The organism is Rhodococcus yananensis (genome assembly GCF_020515525.1).
Lineage (GTDB): Bacteria > Actinomycetota > Actinomycetes > Mycobacteriales > Mycobacteriaceae > Rhodococcus > Rhodococcus yananensis.
Genome location: NZ_JAIYEP010000018.1, coordinates 1 through 17,038 on the forward strand (window position 1 = coordinate 1; position 17,038 = coordinate 17,038).

Genomic DNA, 17,038 nt, shown 5'->3' on the forward strand with positions numbered 1-17,038 from the left:
GATCTGGATGCGTAAGACACACCCATGATCAATCCCTGTCCCCATGCCCGCTCAACCCGCCCCCGAACACACCGAAACCCCAGGTCATGGCACCGCTAGTCAACAACTACGGGGCCCTGGCGGGCCCCCCACGGCCTCGGGCGCGCGGCCAGGTAGAGATGAGTGGCTGGTGACGGCCGTGATTGTCGAGAGTTGGTGGTCAGCGGCTACGGTGACAGGGTGTATTTCACGAATGGAGAATCGGTGATCGATCAGCGTCCACTGACTGGCTGGGGACGCACCGCACCGACTGTCGCGCAAGTACTTTCCACCCCCGACCTCGACACGGTCGCCATGGCTGTCCGTAAGGCAGGGCCACGTGGTGTTATCGCCCGAGGGCTGGGGCGCAGCTACGGGGACCCAGCGCAGAACAGTGGCGGGCTTGTTGTCGACATGACCATGTTCAGCCGCATTCATTCGATCGACCCGGACAGCGGCATAGTCGATGTCGAGGCGGGCGTCAGCTTGGACGCGCTGATGCGGGCTGCCCTGCCGTATGGTCTGTGGGTACCCGTGCTGCCGGGTACTCGGCAGGTGACCATCGGCGGCGCGATCGCTTCCGATATTCATGGCAAGAACCATCATTCCCAGGGCAGTTTCGGCAACCACGTACTGTCGATGGACCTGTTGACCGCCGATGGCACTCTCCACACGATCAGGCCTGACGAAGGTGACACGGAGCTGTTCTGGTCGACCGTAGGCGGTATGGGTCTGACCGGCATCGTCACACGTGCCCGAATCAAGATGAAGCGCACCGAAACCGCGTACTTCTTCGTCGACAGCGACCGAACCAACAGCCTCGATGAAACGATGGAGCTGCTAACCGGCGGCTCTGATGACGGCTATGAGTACTCAGTGGCAGTGCCCGATACTATTAGCACCAACACGAAGCTCGGGCGCGCGGGGTTCAGTCGCGGCAACCTCGCCACAGTCGATCAATTGCCCGCCAAGCTCCGCAAGAATCCCCTGTATTTCAATGCTCCACAACTGTTTACGGTTCCCGATGTCTTTCCTAATGGAATGGTAAACAATCTTACAACTCAGCTTGGCGGCGCGGTCACCCACCGCACCTTCGCGAAGCACGGCCGAGGCCTGATCCAGAACATTACTCAATTCCTTCATCCCCTGGATCTGCTTGGGGAGTGGAACCGCGGCTATGGTCGCCGAGGTTTTCTTCAATATCAGTTTTCGATTCCGTACGGTGCCGAAGACCAACTGGCCGAGACTGTCCGAGCCATCGCCCACTCAGGACACCGATCGTTTCTCAACGTGTTCAAGCGTATGGGGCCAAGCAGCCGGGCTCCGCTATCATGGCCACACCCCGGATTCATGTTGAGCCTAGACTTCCCGGTGAAGGCAGGCCTGAACGAGTTCTGCGCCGAGCTCGATCGTCGAGTGCTGGACGCAGGAGGGCGCCTCTACTTCGCCAAGGATTCACGCACCACGCCGGAGATGATTCGAGTAATGTACCCGCGACTTGAGGAGTGGCGCAGGATACGTGACGCTGTTGACCCGGAACGGGTGTTTGTCTCGGACCAGGCCCGCCGTCTCCGACTTGTCGATGACGAGCCGGGCCACTCCGGTAACTGAGAACTAACTACTCCGAGCGCATAGGCATCTATATGCCGCGGTGTGACCGGACTGCCCAGGTTTGCCAGCTTGGTGCAGTCCGGTCTCCTTCTACCTAACCCTGGTAATAGCGCACCCTATGAGAACCGGCGTGCTCGCCGGCCCAATCGCCGACGCCGACAGCGTCCATGGCGCCTTCGGTGTCTGGCTTTCGCCCAGCACATCGTCGATATAGAATAGATATGATCCCCCAGGGTATGCGGGTCCTCGACGGCACCGAACCTGTGCAGAGACTTACGCCTGCGTGTGTGGACGTGGGTTAGCCGGAGGGTGAAGTGCTCTGCCGGGTGAATAGTGACCACACGATTGCTCGAGTTTCTCCCAGAGGCATCGAGGTAATCGGCCCAGGTTTCTGCGGGACTCATGCCGCAGAGTGGCGGCCGTTCGGCGGGGATCATCCTCATTTTCGGTTGCAGCGCGGGTTGGCGGTCAACTTCATGACGCACCTGTCGACGGCCGGGCAAATACACGCGAGGCCGAGGACATGAAGGAGGCCGGGCGCGCCAACAATCATCCTAGCTACAAAAGCAACGCAAACCACCGCTCCCGCCGCTCTGAGGCGAAATACAGGTCAGGTCATATCGCCGCGGGACCCACACGCCGCCGCGACCGACCAACCCGAGCATGGGAATGGACTCCGTCCACCGCCAAGCGCTCCTCGATGTCGGCCTGGATCCGGACGCCGCAGGTCCAGGTTGTCCAGCAGCGAATAGCGATCTGCTGGTCTGTTTTGGCATCTCACGCCGTTATGGCAGCACCGCGTTAATTCATAAGGTGGTCGCCGTGGATCGGGTTGAGAGTCCGACCTATCTGGGATCTTGTCGGTGGGATGATCCACGGCAACTCACCCCAATCACGCCCGATCACGCCACACCGGCCTTTATCGCGACGTTTCTACGATATTTCTACGATTTGCTTGCGGATTGACACAGCAACTTTCGGAAATGTTCCGATAGTTTCAAGAGCGCCAGACGGTTATCTACCTGCATTGACGGTGAAAAGGCGGGAACGTCGAGAAATTTCGGGAACCTGCGAAAACGCTACGCCGATTTCATGACCAATCGAGTACACCGTGAGGTTTCGGCATCTCCCGGACTCAGCTGGCCTAGGTGTACTGACCATCGACGTTGGTGACGGCGTGGCGAGGTGACAAAACGAAGACCTCCGGGTGGAGTGCGAGCTGCCAAGCAAACACAGCCCCACCGAGCGGAGGTCTTCGTGTCCCACCGTAATGCGTCCTTGTCGGAGCTGGGCCGATTGCGGCTGGCTCGCTGTGTCGTCGAGGACCGGTGGCCGTTGCGGCGTGCCGCCGAACGATTCCAGGTATCGGCCACGACCGCGAAACGATGGGCCGACCGCTACCGTGACCAGGGCGAAGCCGGGATGACCGACCGGTCCAGCCGACCACGTCGCAGCCCGAGCCGCACCCCGACACGCACCGAACGCCGCATCATCAAGGTCCGGTTGCTACGCCGGTGGGACCAGCGCGGATCGCCTGCCTGCTGGGCTTGCATCCCTCCACGGTCCACCAGGTCCTGACCCGATACCGGCTCGCCTGGCTGCGCTGGCTGTACCGGGCCACCGCACGGGTCGTGCGCCGCCACGAACACGACCATCCCGGTGACCTGGTGCACCTCGATGCGAAGAAACTCGGCAAGATCCCCGTAGGCGGCGGCTGGCGAATGCTGGGCCGCACCGTCGGTTACAGAAACTCCCAGGCCGACAAGAGCAGTGGCGTACTGAACAGGCACAACAATCCGGTGCGGGGGCGCGAGTCCCAGGAGGACTTGGCCCCGACGCCAGCGATGGCGGCGCCCAGACCACGACCAGTACGGCCCGAACAGGATGCCGACTGCTCACACATCGTCGGTCGCAGCGGATCGGAACCGCGACAAGGTGGTCCGCAGACGGCATCCGTCGAACACGCAGCCAAAACGGGGGGTTTACGGGGGGCCAGAACAGAAAAATAGGTTAGGCCCGGTCGCTGACCGGGCCTAACCTGCTACTTCTGTGGAGCTAAGGGGACTCGAACCCCTGACCCCCACACTGCCAGTGTGGTGCGCTACCAGCTGCGCCATAGCCCCGTGTTCATTTTTCCCGTCACCGGGTGTCCTCCACGCTCGGGGCCGTGCCCCTCGCGCAGAAAGAAAGTTACACCATCGGCCTCCTGGCCAACAAATCGCCTGGTCATCGGCGGTGGCGTGCGAGAACACCGCCCGCCACCGCCGACCATGCGCACTAGCCTGCGAGGTCGGTGACCCAGTTCTCGTTGCCGAAGGTATCGACGACGGTGCCGTCGTGGATCACGGCCGGGGTGCCCGTCGCACCGGTGGTGGCGAGCAGCTGACGACCGGCCTCCGCGGATACCGCGGCCTGCTCGACTCGGGTGCCGTCCGCGATGCAGGCCACCGTGTCGTCGGACGCTCCGGCATCGCGGGCCATCTGCGCGAGGTCGTCGTTGCTGTGGTCGCTGCTTCCGCCCTCGGCCGGCTGGTTGTCGGGCGAGAGCAGGTCCGCGTGGAACCGGGAGAAGGCGATCGCGTCGCCGCTCTCGGCGACGCACTGCGACGCCGCGACCGCGCGCGTCGAGAAGTCACCGCTCGCCGAGAGCCGGTCGAGGAAGGCCAGCATGTGGTAGCGGACAGCGAGCGTGCCGCCGTCGATCGCCTCCGCGAGTTCCTGACCGTGCTTGTGTTCGAGTTCCGCGCAGTACGGGCACATGGGGTCCTCGAACACGTCGATCGTCGTGGACGCCGACGGTAGCCCCACGAGGATCGTGCCGTCGTCGTCGAGGGTGACCTCCACCGCGGAATTGCTGACGGCCCCGTAGCCTTCGTTGCGCGCCTCCGTGCTCCGCGACTGCCACAGCACACCCCCGATGACGAGCACCGCGATGACCACCAACGCGATGCCGCCGAGGATGTAGGTGGACTTGTTCGACGTCGGCTCCGGCGTGTACTTGACCGGTTTGATCTTCTTGGCGCTCACGGGAGTTGTCCTCGTCTCGTCGTCTCTGGGGTGTTGTGGTGGATTCGCACTCCGACCGGCTTCACTCTTGCACCGCGGGCTGAGCCGACCCTGAGAAGGTGGTCCGCGAACCGGGCCCGAGCGCCCACGGGGTGCGCGGGAACACTGTCAGCCACACGCCGAGCGCGATGAACCCGACGTCGCGGGCGATCTCCCGGATGTAGTCGCCACTGTCGATGCCTTCGACGACGCCACCACCGCCGAAGCATCCGCAGTCGATCGACAGGCCTCGCGCCCACGCCGACACGATCGCAGCGATCAGCGCGAGAAGAAGGAGCACACTGGCGATCGCGGCGGGTCTCACCGCCAAACCGATCAGCAGCAACGCACCGAGAACGAGTTCGACCATCGGGAACACCGCGGCGAACGGGCGCACCAGGTCGGCGGGCACCAGCTGGTAGGCGCGGACCGCGACGACCGTCTGCGTCGGGTCGGTGAACTTGATCCATCCGGAGATCAGCCACACTGCGGCGAGACCGAGACGCGCCGCCAGGGAGACCATTCGTACCCACACCCCGGCGACAGTACCGACGTTCCTATCGGCGATCAGTAAAGTCCGTCACATCGGTGCCGGGCCGGGCGACCCGGACCCGGCCCGCGAGGATCCACGGGATCGTCGCCACGAGCATGATCACACCGGTGACCGTGAACGCGGCCGCGTAGGAGAACTCGTCGGCGATCTTGCCCGCGGCGATCGGACCGACCACCGCACCGATGTCGGAGGTCATCTGGAAGGCGGCGAGAACGGGGCCACCGCGGGCCTTGCTGCCGACGACATCGGCGACCGCGGCCTGCTGCGACGGATTCGCGAGGCCGGATCCGAGGCCCGCGACGAACGACACCGCCAGGAACAACGGCAGATGATCGGTCAGCCCCATCGCGATGGTGCTCACCCCGCACACCACGAGTCCGCCGATGACGAACGGGCGGCGGCCGTACCGGTCCGACCAGGCGCCGGACCGGATCAGGACCACCGCGTTGCCCAATGCAAATGCTGTCAGCGCAACACCGGCGAATCCGTCGGGTTGCCGCAACGCCTCGACGATGAACAGCGGCACCATCGCCACGCGCACCCCGAACACCACCCATCCGTTGGCGAAGTTCGATCCGAGGGCCGCCCGGTAGGCGGGCACCGCGAGGGCGTCGCGCAACCTCATCGGCGGTGCGTGGGTGCCGGCCTCCGGCTGGGCCAGGTGCGACGACCGCAGGCTCACACCGACCACGGCGGCCGCGACGAGCAACGCCACTGCGTAGATGATGAACGGGACACGCAGTCCGAGACCGACGAGTGCACCGCCGACGAGGGGCCCACCGATGTTGCCCAGCAGGAAACTGGTGGAGTAGAGCGCGGACACGCGACCGCGTGCGTCGGGCGGCGCGATGCGCACGAGCAGGCCGAGCGCGGAGACGGTGAACATCGTCGAACCGATGCCACCGAGACCGCGGAACACCAGCAGTTGCCAGTAGTTCGCCGCGAACGCGCACGCCCCGGTCGATACCGCGACGATGAGCACCCCGGTGATGTAGACGGGCCGCTCCCCCAGTTTCTGCACGAGTGCACCGCTGGCAGGCGCGAACAGCAGCCGCATCGCGGCGAACGCGGAGATGATCACGCTCGCGGCGGTGATCCCGACGTCGAAACTGCGCGCGAACTGCGGCAGTGCCGGTGCGACGAGACCGAATCCCAGCGCGATGACGAAGCTCGCGGCGACGAGAACCCAGATCTCCCGGGGCAGTGCCGACTCACGTGTACGCATGATGCGGGCAATGTTAGCCATGCGCACGACCGGGGTCGCCGGTGGTCGTCAGCCGAGCACGGATGCCACCAGCTCTCGTGCCGCGTCCTGCACCCGGGCGAGATGGTCGTCACCGCGGAACGATTCGGCATAGATCTTGTAGACATCCTCGGTTCCCGACGGTCGCGCCGCGAACCACGCGTTCTCCGTCGTCACCTTCAACCCTCCGATGGCCGCGCCGTTGCCGGGTGCCGCGGTGAGCGTGGCGGTGATGGGTTCGCCCGCGAGTTCGGTCGCCGACACCCGGTCGGGTGAGAGCTCGGCGAGCACCGCCTTCTGCTCACGCGTCGCGGGAGCGTCGACCCGCGCGTACGACGGATCCCCGAACCGCGCGGTGAGGTCGCCGTACCGCTGGGACGGACTCTGCTCGGTCACCGCGGTGATCTCCGCGGCGAGCAGGGCCAGGACGATGCCGTCCTTGTCGGTGGACCACACCGACCCGTCGCGGCGCAGGAACGATGCTCCGGCGCTCTCCTCCCCACCGAAACCGAGGCTGCCGTCGATCAGGCCAGGGACGAACCACTTGAATCCGACGGGCACCTCGAGCACGTCCCGGTCGAGGCCGGCAGCAACCCGGTCGATCATCGACGAACTCACCAGGGTCTTGCCGACCTTGCTCGACCGCGACCAGTGCGGGCGGTTCCGGAACAGGTAGTCGATCGCGACGGCGAGGTAGTGGTTGGGGTTGAGCACCCCCCCGTCGGGTGTCACGATGCCGTGCCGGTCCGCGTCCGCATCGTTGCCGGTGGCGAGATCGAAGTCGCCGCGTGCACGGATCAGCGAGGCCATCGCATTCGGCGACGAGCAGTCCATCCGGATCCTGCCGTCGGTGTCGAGGGTCATGAACCGCCATGTCGCGTCGACCAGCGGGTTCACGACCGTCAGATCCAGGCGGTGCCGCTCCGCGATCGCACCCCAGTAGTCGACGGAAGCACCGCCGAGCGGGTCGGCTCCGATCCGCAGCCCGGATCCGCGGATGGCGTCGAGGTCGACGATGTTCGGCAGGTCGTCGACGTAGGCCGCGAGGTAGTCGTACCGCCCTGCCTTCGCGATCGCCGTGGTGGCCGGTACCCGACGCACACCGTCGAGTGCCGAGGCCAGCAGTCGGTTCGCCCGGGCCGCGATCACCGTGGTCGCGTCGGTGCCCGCCGGTCCACCGTGCGGCGGGTTGTATTTGAATCCGCCGTCGCGCGGTGGATTGTGCGAGGGGGTCACGACGATGCCGTCGGCGCGCGCACCCGCCGCACGATTGTGATGCAGGATCGCGTGGCTCACCGCCGGCGTGGGGGTGAACCGGTCGCGGGCGTCCACCACGACCTCGACCCCGTTGGCGACGAGCACCTCGAGTGCGGTGGTCCACGCGGGCTCGGACAACGCATGGGTGTCGCGGCCGAGGAACAGCGGCCCGGTGACACCTTGCGCCGCACGGTATTCGACGATGGCCTGGGTGGTCGCGAGGATGTGCGCCTCGTTGAACGCGCCGTCGAGGCTGGAACCGCGATGACCGGACGTGCCGAACTCCACCTGCTGCAGCGAGTTCCGCGGGTCCGGCGCGACGGTGTAATACGCGGTCACCAGATGAGCGAGGTCCACGAGGTCCTCGGGTCGCGCCGGTTGCCCTGCTCGTTCGTGCGCCATGGGTTCTCCTCGTCGCTCCGGTGTGGTGACCATTCTGCCTGCGCACGCGCACGGCACCCGCAGGCTCACGTGGACGGGCATGAAAAAGGCCCCCGACCTGGTGTCCAGATCGGGGGCCCGAGGGTGGAGCTGCCGGGAATCGAACCCGGGTCCTCCGCCGCCTCGCCAAGGCTTCTCCGTGTGCAGTTCGCTATGCCTCTACTCGGATCTCCCGGTCTCGCGAACCAGCCGAGATGACGATCCCAGTCGCTGTTGGATGTCCCGTACGACTCCGCGACCGAGCCGGACGGTGAAGCCCTCTAGCTGATGCCAGTACCCGATCCGAGGGCGAGATCGGACTGACAGACACGCTTCGCTACTTAGGCAGCGAGAGCGTAGTCGCGCTGATTGGTATCGGCGCTTAATTGGTTGCAGCGACGCTTACGGTGGTCTCTTGCCTGCACCGACACGCTTCCCTTGACTCAACGTACGCAGTCGAAACCGTTCAGCCCCGTACGTACCCGCGACCATCGCAGGACTACCCACTGTAACGTCACGGACCCCCATTGTCATTCCCTTTACCGGCGCGTCGCGGTGACGCCGATCACCGAGGTTTTCGCTCAGGTCGCGACCGTGATGAGGGCGACCGCGCCGAGCGCCGCGATCATCCCGATGTACTGGCCGCGACCGAGCCGTTCGCCGAGGACGACCAACGCCAGCAGGACCGTGGCCGCCGGATACAGCGCGCCGATGACACTGACCACCGACAGCATCCCGCCGTGGAAGGCGTACAGCATCGCGGCGTTCGCGACGACATCGAGGACGGCGACGAACACCACGTGCGGATACAGAAAGCTCGGTGGACCCGCGAACTGACGCGCTGCCAGCGCCGCGATCCACACGACCACGGTCGCCGCCAGTCGCGACATCACCAGCGGCCACAGGCCGCTTCCTGCCGGTACCTGATCGAGGGACACGAACGTGAACGCGAACGCGATTCCCGACGCCACCGTCAACCACGCGACGCGCGGCGTGAAGCGAGGGTGCTCGTCACCACCGACGGTTTCCTGCGATTCACGACTGACCAGCACGACCGCGACGAGCGCGACGACGATACCCAGGTAGGCGAGGGGTCCGGGTCGTTCCCCGGCGGCCAGTCCGACGAAGACCGGGACTCCGGCGACCAGCAGGGCGGTGAGCGGCGAGACGATCGACATGGGCCCGGCCGCGAGTGCGCGATAGAACCACCAGACGGCGAACCCACCGAAGACACCCGAGGCCGCGCCCCACACGAGCGCCGGGGCGGTGACGGATCCTGCGATGAACGGCGCGACGAGCAGCGCGATCACCAGCGACAGCGGGTAGGAGGCGACGACGAAGTTCAGCGCCGTCGCCCGGCGGGACGCGGCACCGCCGACGAAGTCGCTGACCCCGTACCCGACGGCGGCCACGAGGGCGAGCAGGACCGCGGTCAGCGCATCCCCTTGACCCGCCGACCGAGTTCGCGGGTCACTTCACGTTCGGCGGTCCGGCGCTTGATGTCCTGACGCTTGTCGTAGTCCTGCTTGCCCTTCGCCAACGCGAGTTCGACCTTGACCTTGCCGTCGGAGAAGTACATCGACAGCGGGACGAGGGTCTGGTTGCCCTCGCGGGTCTTGCCGACCAGCGCGTCGATCTCGCGGCGGTGCAGGAGCAGCTTCCGGGTGCGGCGCGGTGCGTGATTGGTCCACGAGCCGTGCCCGTACTCGGGGATGTGCAGGCCACGCAGCCACACCTCACCGTCGTCGACGGTCGCGAAGGCGTCGACGAGTGAGGCCTTACCCTCCCGCAGGCTCTTGACCTCGGTACCGACGAGCGCCACACCGGCTTCGTAGGTGTCGATGATCGTGTAGTGGTGTCGTGCCTTGCGGTTGGTGGCGATGACCTTCCGGCCCTTTTCCTTCAAGTGCAGGCCCTTCCGGTCCTCGGGAATTCGAACTGAACGATGTCCAGCATAGGAAATCCATGCAAACCGTTATTCACGCACGTACAGGCGCAGCGTGACGTAGGCGGTGAGCGCGGCCATCCCGACTCCGACGAGAACGAGGAACGGTGACACGAGCAGGATGTCGCTGGTCGTGATCCTCGCGACGATGTTGGCGTCGTACACCTCCGCGAGCATGTCCTTCACGAACATGGAATTGGCGGCGAACAAGCCACCGATCGCGAGGGCGGCACCGACGAGGGCCGCGACCACGGCCTCGAGCAGGAACGGCAATTGTGTGTACCACCGGGTCGCGCCGACCAGCCGCATGATGCCGACCTCGGTGCGACGGGTGAACGCCGCGATCTGCACGGTGTTCGCGATGAGCAGGATCGCGGCGACCGCCTGGATGGTCGCGATCGCGAAGGCGGCGTTGCGGATGCCGCCGAGCACCCCGAAGAGTCGTTCGACCAGGTCCTGCTGGTTGAGGATGCTGTCGACGCCCGGGCGGTCGGCGAACCCCTCCTGGATCAGCGCGAAGCTCGACGGATCCGACATCTTGACCTTGAAGGACGCGGGGAAGCTGTCGGGGCTGACGAGTTCGGCGAGTTCGGGTTGGTCGGCGAACACCCGGTCGGTCGCGTCGGCGACGGCGTCCTCACGGTTGAGGTACTGCACCGTCACCACGTCGTCGGTGTTCTCGAGGTCCGCCCGCAGGTTGCGGCAGATGTCCTGGGCACAGTCGGGGTCCATCGCCGAGATGTCCTCGGTGAGGAACACCTGCACTTCGACGCGATCGAGGAAGATCTTCTGGGTCTTTCCCGCCACCTGCACGACGAGCAGTCCCGCGCCGAACAGTCCGAGTGAGATCGCGGTGGTGAGGACCATGGCGATCGTCATGGTCAGGTTGCGGCGCAGGCCGGTGACGACCTCGCTGAACAGGAAGCTTGCGCGCATCGGGTGTCGGGTTCCTTCGGTTGCCGAACGGGTACGGGAAGGTGGGAGGGGTCAGCGGCCGACGCCGTACACACCTCGTGCCTCGTCACGAACGACCCGACCCAGATCGAGTTCGACGACGCGGCGACGCATCGAATCGACGATGTGGTGGTCGTGGGTGGCCATGAGGACGGTGGTGCCGGTCCGGTTGATCCGTTCGAGCAGCAACATGATGTCCTGACTGGTGTCGGGGTCCAGGTTTCCCGTCGGCTCGTCGGCGAGCAGCACCAGCGGCCGGTTCACGAACGCCCGCGCGATTGCGACCCGCTGCTGTTCGCCGCCCGACAGTTCACTGGGAAACCGATCGGCCTTGCCGGAGAGGCCGACGAGATCGAGGACCTCGGGGACGGTGCGTTCGATCACGGCGCGGGGCTTGCCGATGACCTCGAGCGCGAACGAGATGTTCTGTGCGACCGTTTTCGTCTGGAGCAGCCGGAAGTCCTGGAAGACGCAACCGAGGTTCTGTCGCAGTCGTGGGACGCGCCGCGACGGGAGCCGGTTGACGTGGAAGTCCGCCACGTGGATGTCGCCGCTGGTGGGCGTGTCCTCCCGGAGCAGCAGCCGCATGAACGTCGACTTCCCGGACCCGGACGGTCCGATCAGGAAGACGAAGTCTCCCTTGTCCACCTCGACACTCACGTCGTCGAGTGCGGGACGGGTCGACGTCTTGTACGACTTGGACACATTCTCCAGGCGGATCACGTGGGCCATGCTAGCCGTTTCGTGCCGACTCGAAGCCCCTCGGGGACTGTCGGGGTACACCGTCTCCAACAGCCACGATCCGGGCGGTGGCCCGCGGGGTCTGTTTCGGGGATCGGCGAATCCGGTACGTTTCCGGTACATCGCGAGGCGGCGAGTCGGGCGACGACCCCGGACCCGACGAAGGGGTGCAGCCGACCAGCCTGTGTCGGACGACGACCTACGGTGTCGACTCGCCCGTCTGTCCCGAATCCTCCCCCGTCTCCGAGTCGTCGCCACCGTCGAATCCGGGCAGACCCGGAATCTCGGGCAGTTCGAACGGGAGGATTCCGGTGGTGTCCGTGGTGGGCGACGACGTCGATCCCGGAGCACCGGGACCCGGCGACGTCGGAGTCCCACTCGTCGTCGGTGTCGGTGCACCGGATGTGGTCGGTGGTGCGGGCGCGTGGGTGGTGCTCTCCGCCGGAACATACGGCACGTAGGGCGTGTCGGAGATCAGGACGGCCTGCTGGGGTGCCTGCGCGTGGTCGTCGGGCTGGTTGAGGATCAGGTACGTCACCCACATGCCCAGCCACAGCACGCACATCACGAGCGTGGTGGTACGAACCCGGCCCCGGAACAGGTGAGACGGAACCTGCAGGCGCGGACGCGACGCATCCGGCCCGTCCGACGCTTCCGGCTGCCCGGGCGAGTCGTTCTGTTGCTCGCTCACGACCCCACCTCGCTGTTCGCCCGGTTCCGCTCGAGAACGGCCGCGGTATCGAGTTCCGGGGTCACCGTGATCCCTTTCGCACGCAGCGCACCGGCGATACGTGCCCGCAGCAGTCGGCCGACCTGGAACTGTTTGCCGGGCAGGGTCCGGGCGACCACCCGCACACTGACCTTGTCCACTTCGAGGCTTTCGACACCCATCACGCTCGGCTCGTCGAGGAGCAGTTCACGGACACGCGGTTCCTCGTACGCGGCGGTACCCAGCTCGCGTAGAAGATCGGTGACGGCCGAGACGTCGGCGCTCACCGGGATCGGGACGTCCACCACGGCACGTGCCCAGTCCTTCGACAGGTTGACGGACTTGTTGATCTGGCCGTTGGGGACGGTGATGACCTCGCCGGCCGCACTGCGCACGCGGGTCACCCGCAGCGTGACGTCCTCGACGGTGCCGGTCGCGTCCTCCGATGATCCGGTCACCGAGATCTGCACGGTGTCACCGAATCCGTACTGACGTTCGGTGATGATGAAGAACCCCGCGAGGATGTCCTGGACGACGCGTTGCGCCCCGAAACCGACGGCCGCACCCACGACGGTCGCCGGGGCGACGAGACTGCCGATCGGCAGCGCGAGGTAGTCGAAGACCTTCAGCGTGGCGATGATGTAGACGAACGAGATCGCGATCCAGGTGACGACCTGCGCGACCGAGTGCCGATGTTTCGTCGCCTCGGACCGCACCAGGTCGTCGGACTGCGTGTACCGGTTGTCGATGCGCTCGGTGATCCGACCACCGAACCACGACACGAACCGGGCGATGAGCACCGCTCCGAGCACGGTCAGCGCGATCAGCAGGCCGCTCGATGTCAGCCAGTCCAGCAGTCTGCTCGTGGGAAACAGTGGTCGTCCTCTCCGGAGATGCTCGGCCGCCCCGAACGGCGGACTCCGACCCTCTCGCTACTGCTTCTGTTCCTCGCTCATCCGCCAGCGGATACCGGCTTCGAGGAATCCGTCGATCTCACCGTCGAGCACGACCGACGGGTTGTTCACCTCGTATTCGGTGCGCAGGTCCTTGACCATCTGGTACGGGTGCAGCACGTACGAACGCATCTGGTTGCCCCACGAGCTGCCACCGTCGCCCTTGAGCGCATCCATCTCGGCGCGCTCCTCCTGCCGCTTGCGTTCGAGGAGTTTGGCCTGGAGGACGCGCATCGCGGACACCTTGTTCTGGAGCTGCGATTTCTCGTTCTGACAGGTGACGACGATCCCGGTGGGAACGTGGGTGAGTCGCACCGCGGAGTCCGTGGTGTTCACCGACTGCCCGCCCGGACCGGACGAACGGTAGACGTCGACGCGGACGTCGTTCTCGTCGATGTCGATGTGGTCGGTGGTCTCGACGACCGGCAGGACCTCGACCTCCGCGAACGACGTCTGGCGGCGGCCCTGGTTGTCGAACGGGCTGATCCGCACGAGGCGGTGGGTGCCCATCTCGACGGACAACGTGCCGTACGTGTACGGCGCCTTGACTGCGAACGTCGCCGATTTGATACCGGCTTCCTCCGCGTACGAGGTGTCGTACACCTCGACGCCGTACCCGTGCTTGTCCGCCCAGCGGATGTACATGCGCATGAGCATCTCGGCCCAGTCCGCGGCGTCGACACCACCGGCGCCTGCACGGATGTTGACGAGCGCGTCGCGCTGGTCGTACTCGCCCGACAGCAGGGTACGGACCTCCATCGCCTCGATGTCACCGCGCAGCGAGACACGCTCGGCGTCGGCGTCGGCGAGTGCCGCGGTCCGTGCGTCGCCCTCCTCTTCCTCTGCGAGCTCGTAGAGGACCGACAGGTCGTCGAGCCGCTGCCGCAGTTCCTCGACGCGTCGCAGTTCGCCCTGCGCATGGGAGAGCTGACTGGTGACCTGCTGGGCGTGTTCCTGGTCGTTCCACAGGTCGGGGTCGGCCGCCTGGTGCTCGAGTTCGTCGATTCGCCGGCGCAGTTCCTCCACGTCCAGGACCGACTCCACCGTGCGGAGGGTCGTCGCGAGCTCGGCCAGGTCTGCGGAAACATCGGGATGCACGATTATCAAGGCTACCGGCTGGGGGCTAGCGTCTGACGCATGGCCACCGACTACACCACCGATCTCGACCTCGCCCTGCGCATCGCCGACGATGCCGACGCCCACACCCGCGATCGATTCGGCGCCCTGGACCTGTTGGTCGACGACAAGCCGGACCTGACCCCGGTGTCCGACGCCGATCTCGCGGTCGAACGCGGCGTCCGCGCAACCCTGGCGGAGCAGCGACCCGACGACGCGGTGCTGGGCGAGGAGTTCGGGGGTGACCCGATACTGCGGGGTCGGCAGTGGGTCGTCGACCCGATCGACGGCACCAAGAACTTCGTGCGGGGTGTGCCGGTGTGGGCGTCACTGATCTCGCTGCTCGACGACGGTGTCCCGGTCGTCGGTGTCGTGAGCGCGCCCGCACTGAACCGACGCTGGTGGGCGTCGGCGGGCGCCGGCGCCTGGACGTCGTACGACGGGGGCTCGGCACGCCGGATCTCGGTGTCGGGGGTGCGCGCGCTCGGATCCGCGTCCCTGAGCTTCTCGAGCCTGTCGGGTTGGAAGCAACGCGAGATCCGCGACCGGTTCGTCGCGTTGACCGACGACGTGTGGCGGGTGCGCGCGTACGGCGATTTCTTCTCGTACTGCCTCCTTGCGGAGGGCGCACTCGAGATCGCCCTCGAACCCGAGGTGTCGCTGTGGGATCTCGCGGCCCTGGACGTGCTGGTCCGCGAGGCCGGTGGCACGTTCACCGATCTCGACGGCGTGTCGGGACCGCACGGCGGCAGCGCGGTCGCGACGAACGGGCTCCTGCACGCCGCGGTCCTCGCGGGCCTGCATCCCGAAGGACTTTCGACGCCGTCGTGACGCAGGCGATTGCGCGAGGCCGACGCACGGCGTGATCCGCGACGTCGCACCGCCCGGCCCCGCGCCCCGAGCCCCGCGCGACCGGGTTTCCGGGCGTCACCTGGGATGAATGCGGCTGGTCGCGGCGTCGCGGACCACGGAACACAACCACTTCTTACTCCGAAGTAGACAATGAACTTACTCGAGAGTAAGATTGGTGGGGTCCGCACCGCAATCGAGAAACCTCTGGTGATCATGAGCAAGCAAGACAGCGTGGCCCGGAACACCCCTCGCGACACGTCGGCCGTCGGCCTGAACCCGATCAAGCGCGACGCCATGGGCGCGGCGATGCGTGTACTCACGCGGATCACGGGATCCGAGATCGCCGACCGCTACAACATCCGACAGACCATCGATCGCGTGACGTACGAGTCCACCAAGACGGGTTTCAAGACCCTCGGCGCCGCGACCCGGACGTTCAAGAAGGTCTCCGGCGGTTCCGGCGCCGGCCCCGAGCGCCTCGCGTCGGCGAAGAACTCCGACTTCTTCGACCTCACCCCCACCGACGACCAGCAGATGATTGCCGAGACGGTGCGCGAGTTCGCCGCCGAGATCCTGCGCCCCGCCGCGCACGACGCCGACGCGGCCGCAGCGGCCCCGGCCGACCTGCTCGCCCGCGCAGCCGAACTCGGCATCACCATGGTCAACGTCCCCGAAGCCTTCGACGGTGTCGCCACCGAACGCGGCGTCGTCACCAACGCACTCGTCGCGGAGGCGCTCGCACACGGCGACATGGGCCTCGCCCTGCCGATCCTCGCGCCGAGCGGTGTCGCGGTGGCGCTCACCCAGTGGGGCACCGACGAACAGCAGAAGACGTACCTCCCCGCCTTCGCGAGCGAGGACGTCCCGCAGGCATCGGTCGTCGTCGCCGAGCCGCGTCCGCTGTTCGATCCGTTCGCACTGGAGACGAAGGCCGTGCGGTCCCCCAGCGGTTACCGCCTCAACGGAGTCAAGGCACTCGTTCCCGCGGCCGGAAGCGCCGAACTCTTCATCGTCGCGGCCGAGCTCGACGGCAAGCCGTCCTTCTTCATCGTCGAGGCCAAGAGCAAGGGCGTGATCGTCGAGGCCGACCCGAGCATGGGGCTGCGCGCCGCCGGTCTCGGACGTCTACTCCTCGAGGACGTCGCCGTTCCGCAATCCGCACTCCTCGGCGACGAGGACGCGGACGTGCGCGCCGAGCAGTACGCCGACGCCGTGCGCCTGGCCCGCCTCGGCTGGGCGTCGCTCGCCGTCGGAACCGGCCAGGCCGTGCTCGACTACGTGGTGCCCTACGTCAACGAGCGCGAAGCGTTCGGGGAACCGATCAGCCACCGACAGGCGGTCGCGTTCATGGTCGCCAACATCAAGATCGAACTCGATGGTCTGCGGCTCGTGACTCTGCGGGGTGCGTCACGCGCGGAGCAGGGACTCTCGTTCGCCCGCGAAGCGGCACTGGCCCGCAAGCTCGCCACCGACAAGGGCATGCAGATCGGCCTCGACGGGGTGCAACTGCTCGGCGGCCACGGTTTCACCAAGGAACACCCGGTCGAACGCTGGTACCGGGATCTGCGTGCCATCGGCCTCGCCGAGGGCGTCGTCCTCGTCTGAGCTTCTCCGATCCGAA

Annotated in this window: 15 protein-coding genes, 1 tRNA gene, 1 other RNA gene and 1 pseudogene; 5 read left to right on the forward strand and 13 right to left on the reverse strand. The window is 66.3% G+C overall.

The window, feature by feature from the left end; all coding sequences use genetic code 11:
- Positions 1-243 precede the first annotated feature (243 nt).
- From dprE1 to LDQ05_RS06685, 3 genes and pseudogenes are all read left to right on the forward strand, one after another.
- Positions 244-1,629, forward strand: coding sequence for a decaprenylphosphoryl-beta-D-ribose oxidase (gene dprE1 / locus LDQ05_RS06675; RefSeq protein ID WP_226436117.1), 1,386 nt, complete (start codon positions 244-246; stop codon positions 1,627-1,629).
- A 663-nt stretch (positions 1,630-2,292) separates the two neighbouring features.
- Positions 2,293-2,595: a hypothetical protein gene (locus LDQ05_RS06680; protein WP_226436118.1), complete on the forward strand. Its 303-nt coding sequence runs from the start codon at positions 2,293-2,295 to the stop codon at positions 2,593-2,595.
- A 291-nt stretch (positions 2,596-2,886) separates the two neighbouring features.
- Positions 2,887-3,437, forward strand: a pseudogene (locus LDQ05_RS06685) (helix-turn-helix domain-containing protein); the annotation flags it as partial.
- 242 nt (positions 3,438-3,679) lie between these two features.
- Here LDQ05_RS06685 and LDQ05_RS06690 read toward each other — a convergent pair.
- From LDQ05_RS06690 to prfB, 13 genes are all read right to left on the reverse strand, one after another.
- A tRNA-Ala gene (locus LDQ05_RS06690) sits at positions 3,680-3,752 on the reverse strand.
- 154 nt (positions 3,753-3,906) lie between these two features.
- Positions 3,907-4,656, reverse strand: a complete 750-nt coding sequence (locus LDQ05_RS06695) for a DsbA family protein (protein ID WP_226436119.1) — start codon at positions 4,654-4,656, stop codon at positions 3,907-3,909.
- 61 nt (positions 4,657-4,717) lie between these two features.
- Complete coding sequence (locus LDQ05_RS06700) at positions 4,718-5,209, reverse strand: MauE/DoxX family redox-associated membrane protein (protein WP_226436120.1); 492 nt, start codon at positions 5,207-5,209, stop codon at positions 4,718-4,720.
- A 22-nt stretch (positions 5,210-5,231) separates the two neighbouring features.
- Positions 5,232-6,452 (reverse strand): MFS transporter, encoded by a 1,221-nt coding sequence (locus LDQ05_RS06705; RefSeq protein WP_226436121.1) that lies wholly within the window; start codon positions 6,450-6,452, stop codon positions 5,232-5,234.
- 48 nt (positions 6,453-6,500) lie between these two features.
- Positions 6,501-8,129, reverse strand: coding sequence for a phosphoglucomutase (alpha-D-glucose-1,6-bisphosphate-dependent) (pgm, locus tag LDQ05_RS06710; RefSeq protein ID WP_226436122.1), 1,629 nt, complete (start codon positions 8,127-8,129; stop codon positions 6,501-6,503).
- A 121-nt stretch (positions 8,130-8,250) separates the two neighbouring features.
- Positions 8,251-8,621: a transfer-messenger RNA gene (ssrA, locus tag LDQ05_RS06715) on the reverse strand.
- Between the two features lie 107 nt (positions 8,622-8,728).
- Positions 8,729-9,583, reverse strand: a complete 855-nt coding sequence (locus LDQ05_RS06720) for an EamA family transporter (RefSeq protein ID WP_502707478.1) — start codon at positions 9,581-9,583, stop codon at positions 8,729-8,731.
- On the reverse strand, positions 9,580-10,053 hold the full coding sequence (smpB, locus tag LDQ05_RS06725; protein WP_226436123.1) for an SsrA-binding protein SmpB: 474 nt from the start codon (positions 10,051-10,053) through the stop codon (positions 9,580-9,582). The genes LDQ05_RS06720 and smpB overlap by 4 nt, the downstream gene beginning before the upstream one ends.
- A gap of 69 nt (positions 10,054-10,122) precedes the next feature.
- The gene (ftsX, locus tag LDQ05_RS06730; RefSeq protein ID WP_226436124.1) at positions 10,123-11,028 is read right to left on the reverse strand and encodes a permease-like cell division protein FtsX; all 906 of its coding nucleotides are present in this window, start codon (positions 11,026-11,028) and stop codon (positions 10,123-10,125) included.
- Between the two features lie 51 nt (positions 11,029-11,079).
- Entirely contained in the window at positions 11,080-11,769 is a 690-nt protein-coding gene (gene ftsE / locus LDQ05_RS06735; RefSeq protein WP_226436125.1) for a cell division ATP-binding protein FtsE, read from the reverse strand.
- Between the two features lie 217 nt (positions 11,770-11,986).
- Entirely contained in the window at positions 11,987-12,478 is a 492-nt protein-coding gene (locus LDQ05_RS06740; protein ID WP_226436126.1) for an Rv3103c transmembrane domain-containing protein, read from the reverse strand.
- Positions 12,475-13,371: a mechanosensitive ion channel family protein gene (locus LDQ05_RS06745; RefSeq protein WP_488186754.1), complete on the reverse strand. Its 897-nt coding sequence runs from the start codon at positions 13,369-13,371 to the stop codon at positions 12,475-12,477. The genes LDQ05_RS06740 and LDQ05_RS06745 overlap by 4 nt, the downstream gene beginning before the upstream one ends.
- Before the next feature lie 57 nt (positions 13,372-13,428).
- A complete protein-coding gene (gene prfB / locus LDQ05_RS06750; protein WP_226436127.1) occupies positions 13,429-14,547 on the reverse strand; it encodes a peptide chain release factor 2 in 1,119 nt (372 codons plus the stop codon).
- A gap of 39 nt (positions 14,548-14,586) precedes the next feature.
- Between prfB and hisN the strand changes: the two genes are divergently transcribed.
- Together hisN and LDQ05_RS06760 are read left to right on the forward strand one after the other, a co-directional pair.
- Entirely contained in the window at positions 14,587-15,396 is an 810-nt protein-coding gene (hisN, locus tag LDQ05_RS06755; protein WP_226436128.1) for a histidinol-phosphatase, read from the forward strand.
- Positions 15,397-15,624: 228 nt separating this feature from the next.
- Positions 15,625-17,022, forward strand: coding sequence for an acyl-CoA dehydrogenase family protein (locus tag LDQ05_RS06760; RefSeq protein WP_226436129.1), 1,398 nt, complete (start codon positions 15,625-15,627; stop codon positions 17,020-17,022).
- Positions 17,023-17,038 lie beyond the last annotated feature (16 nt).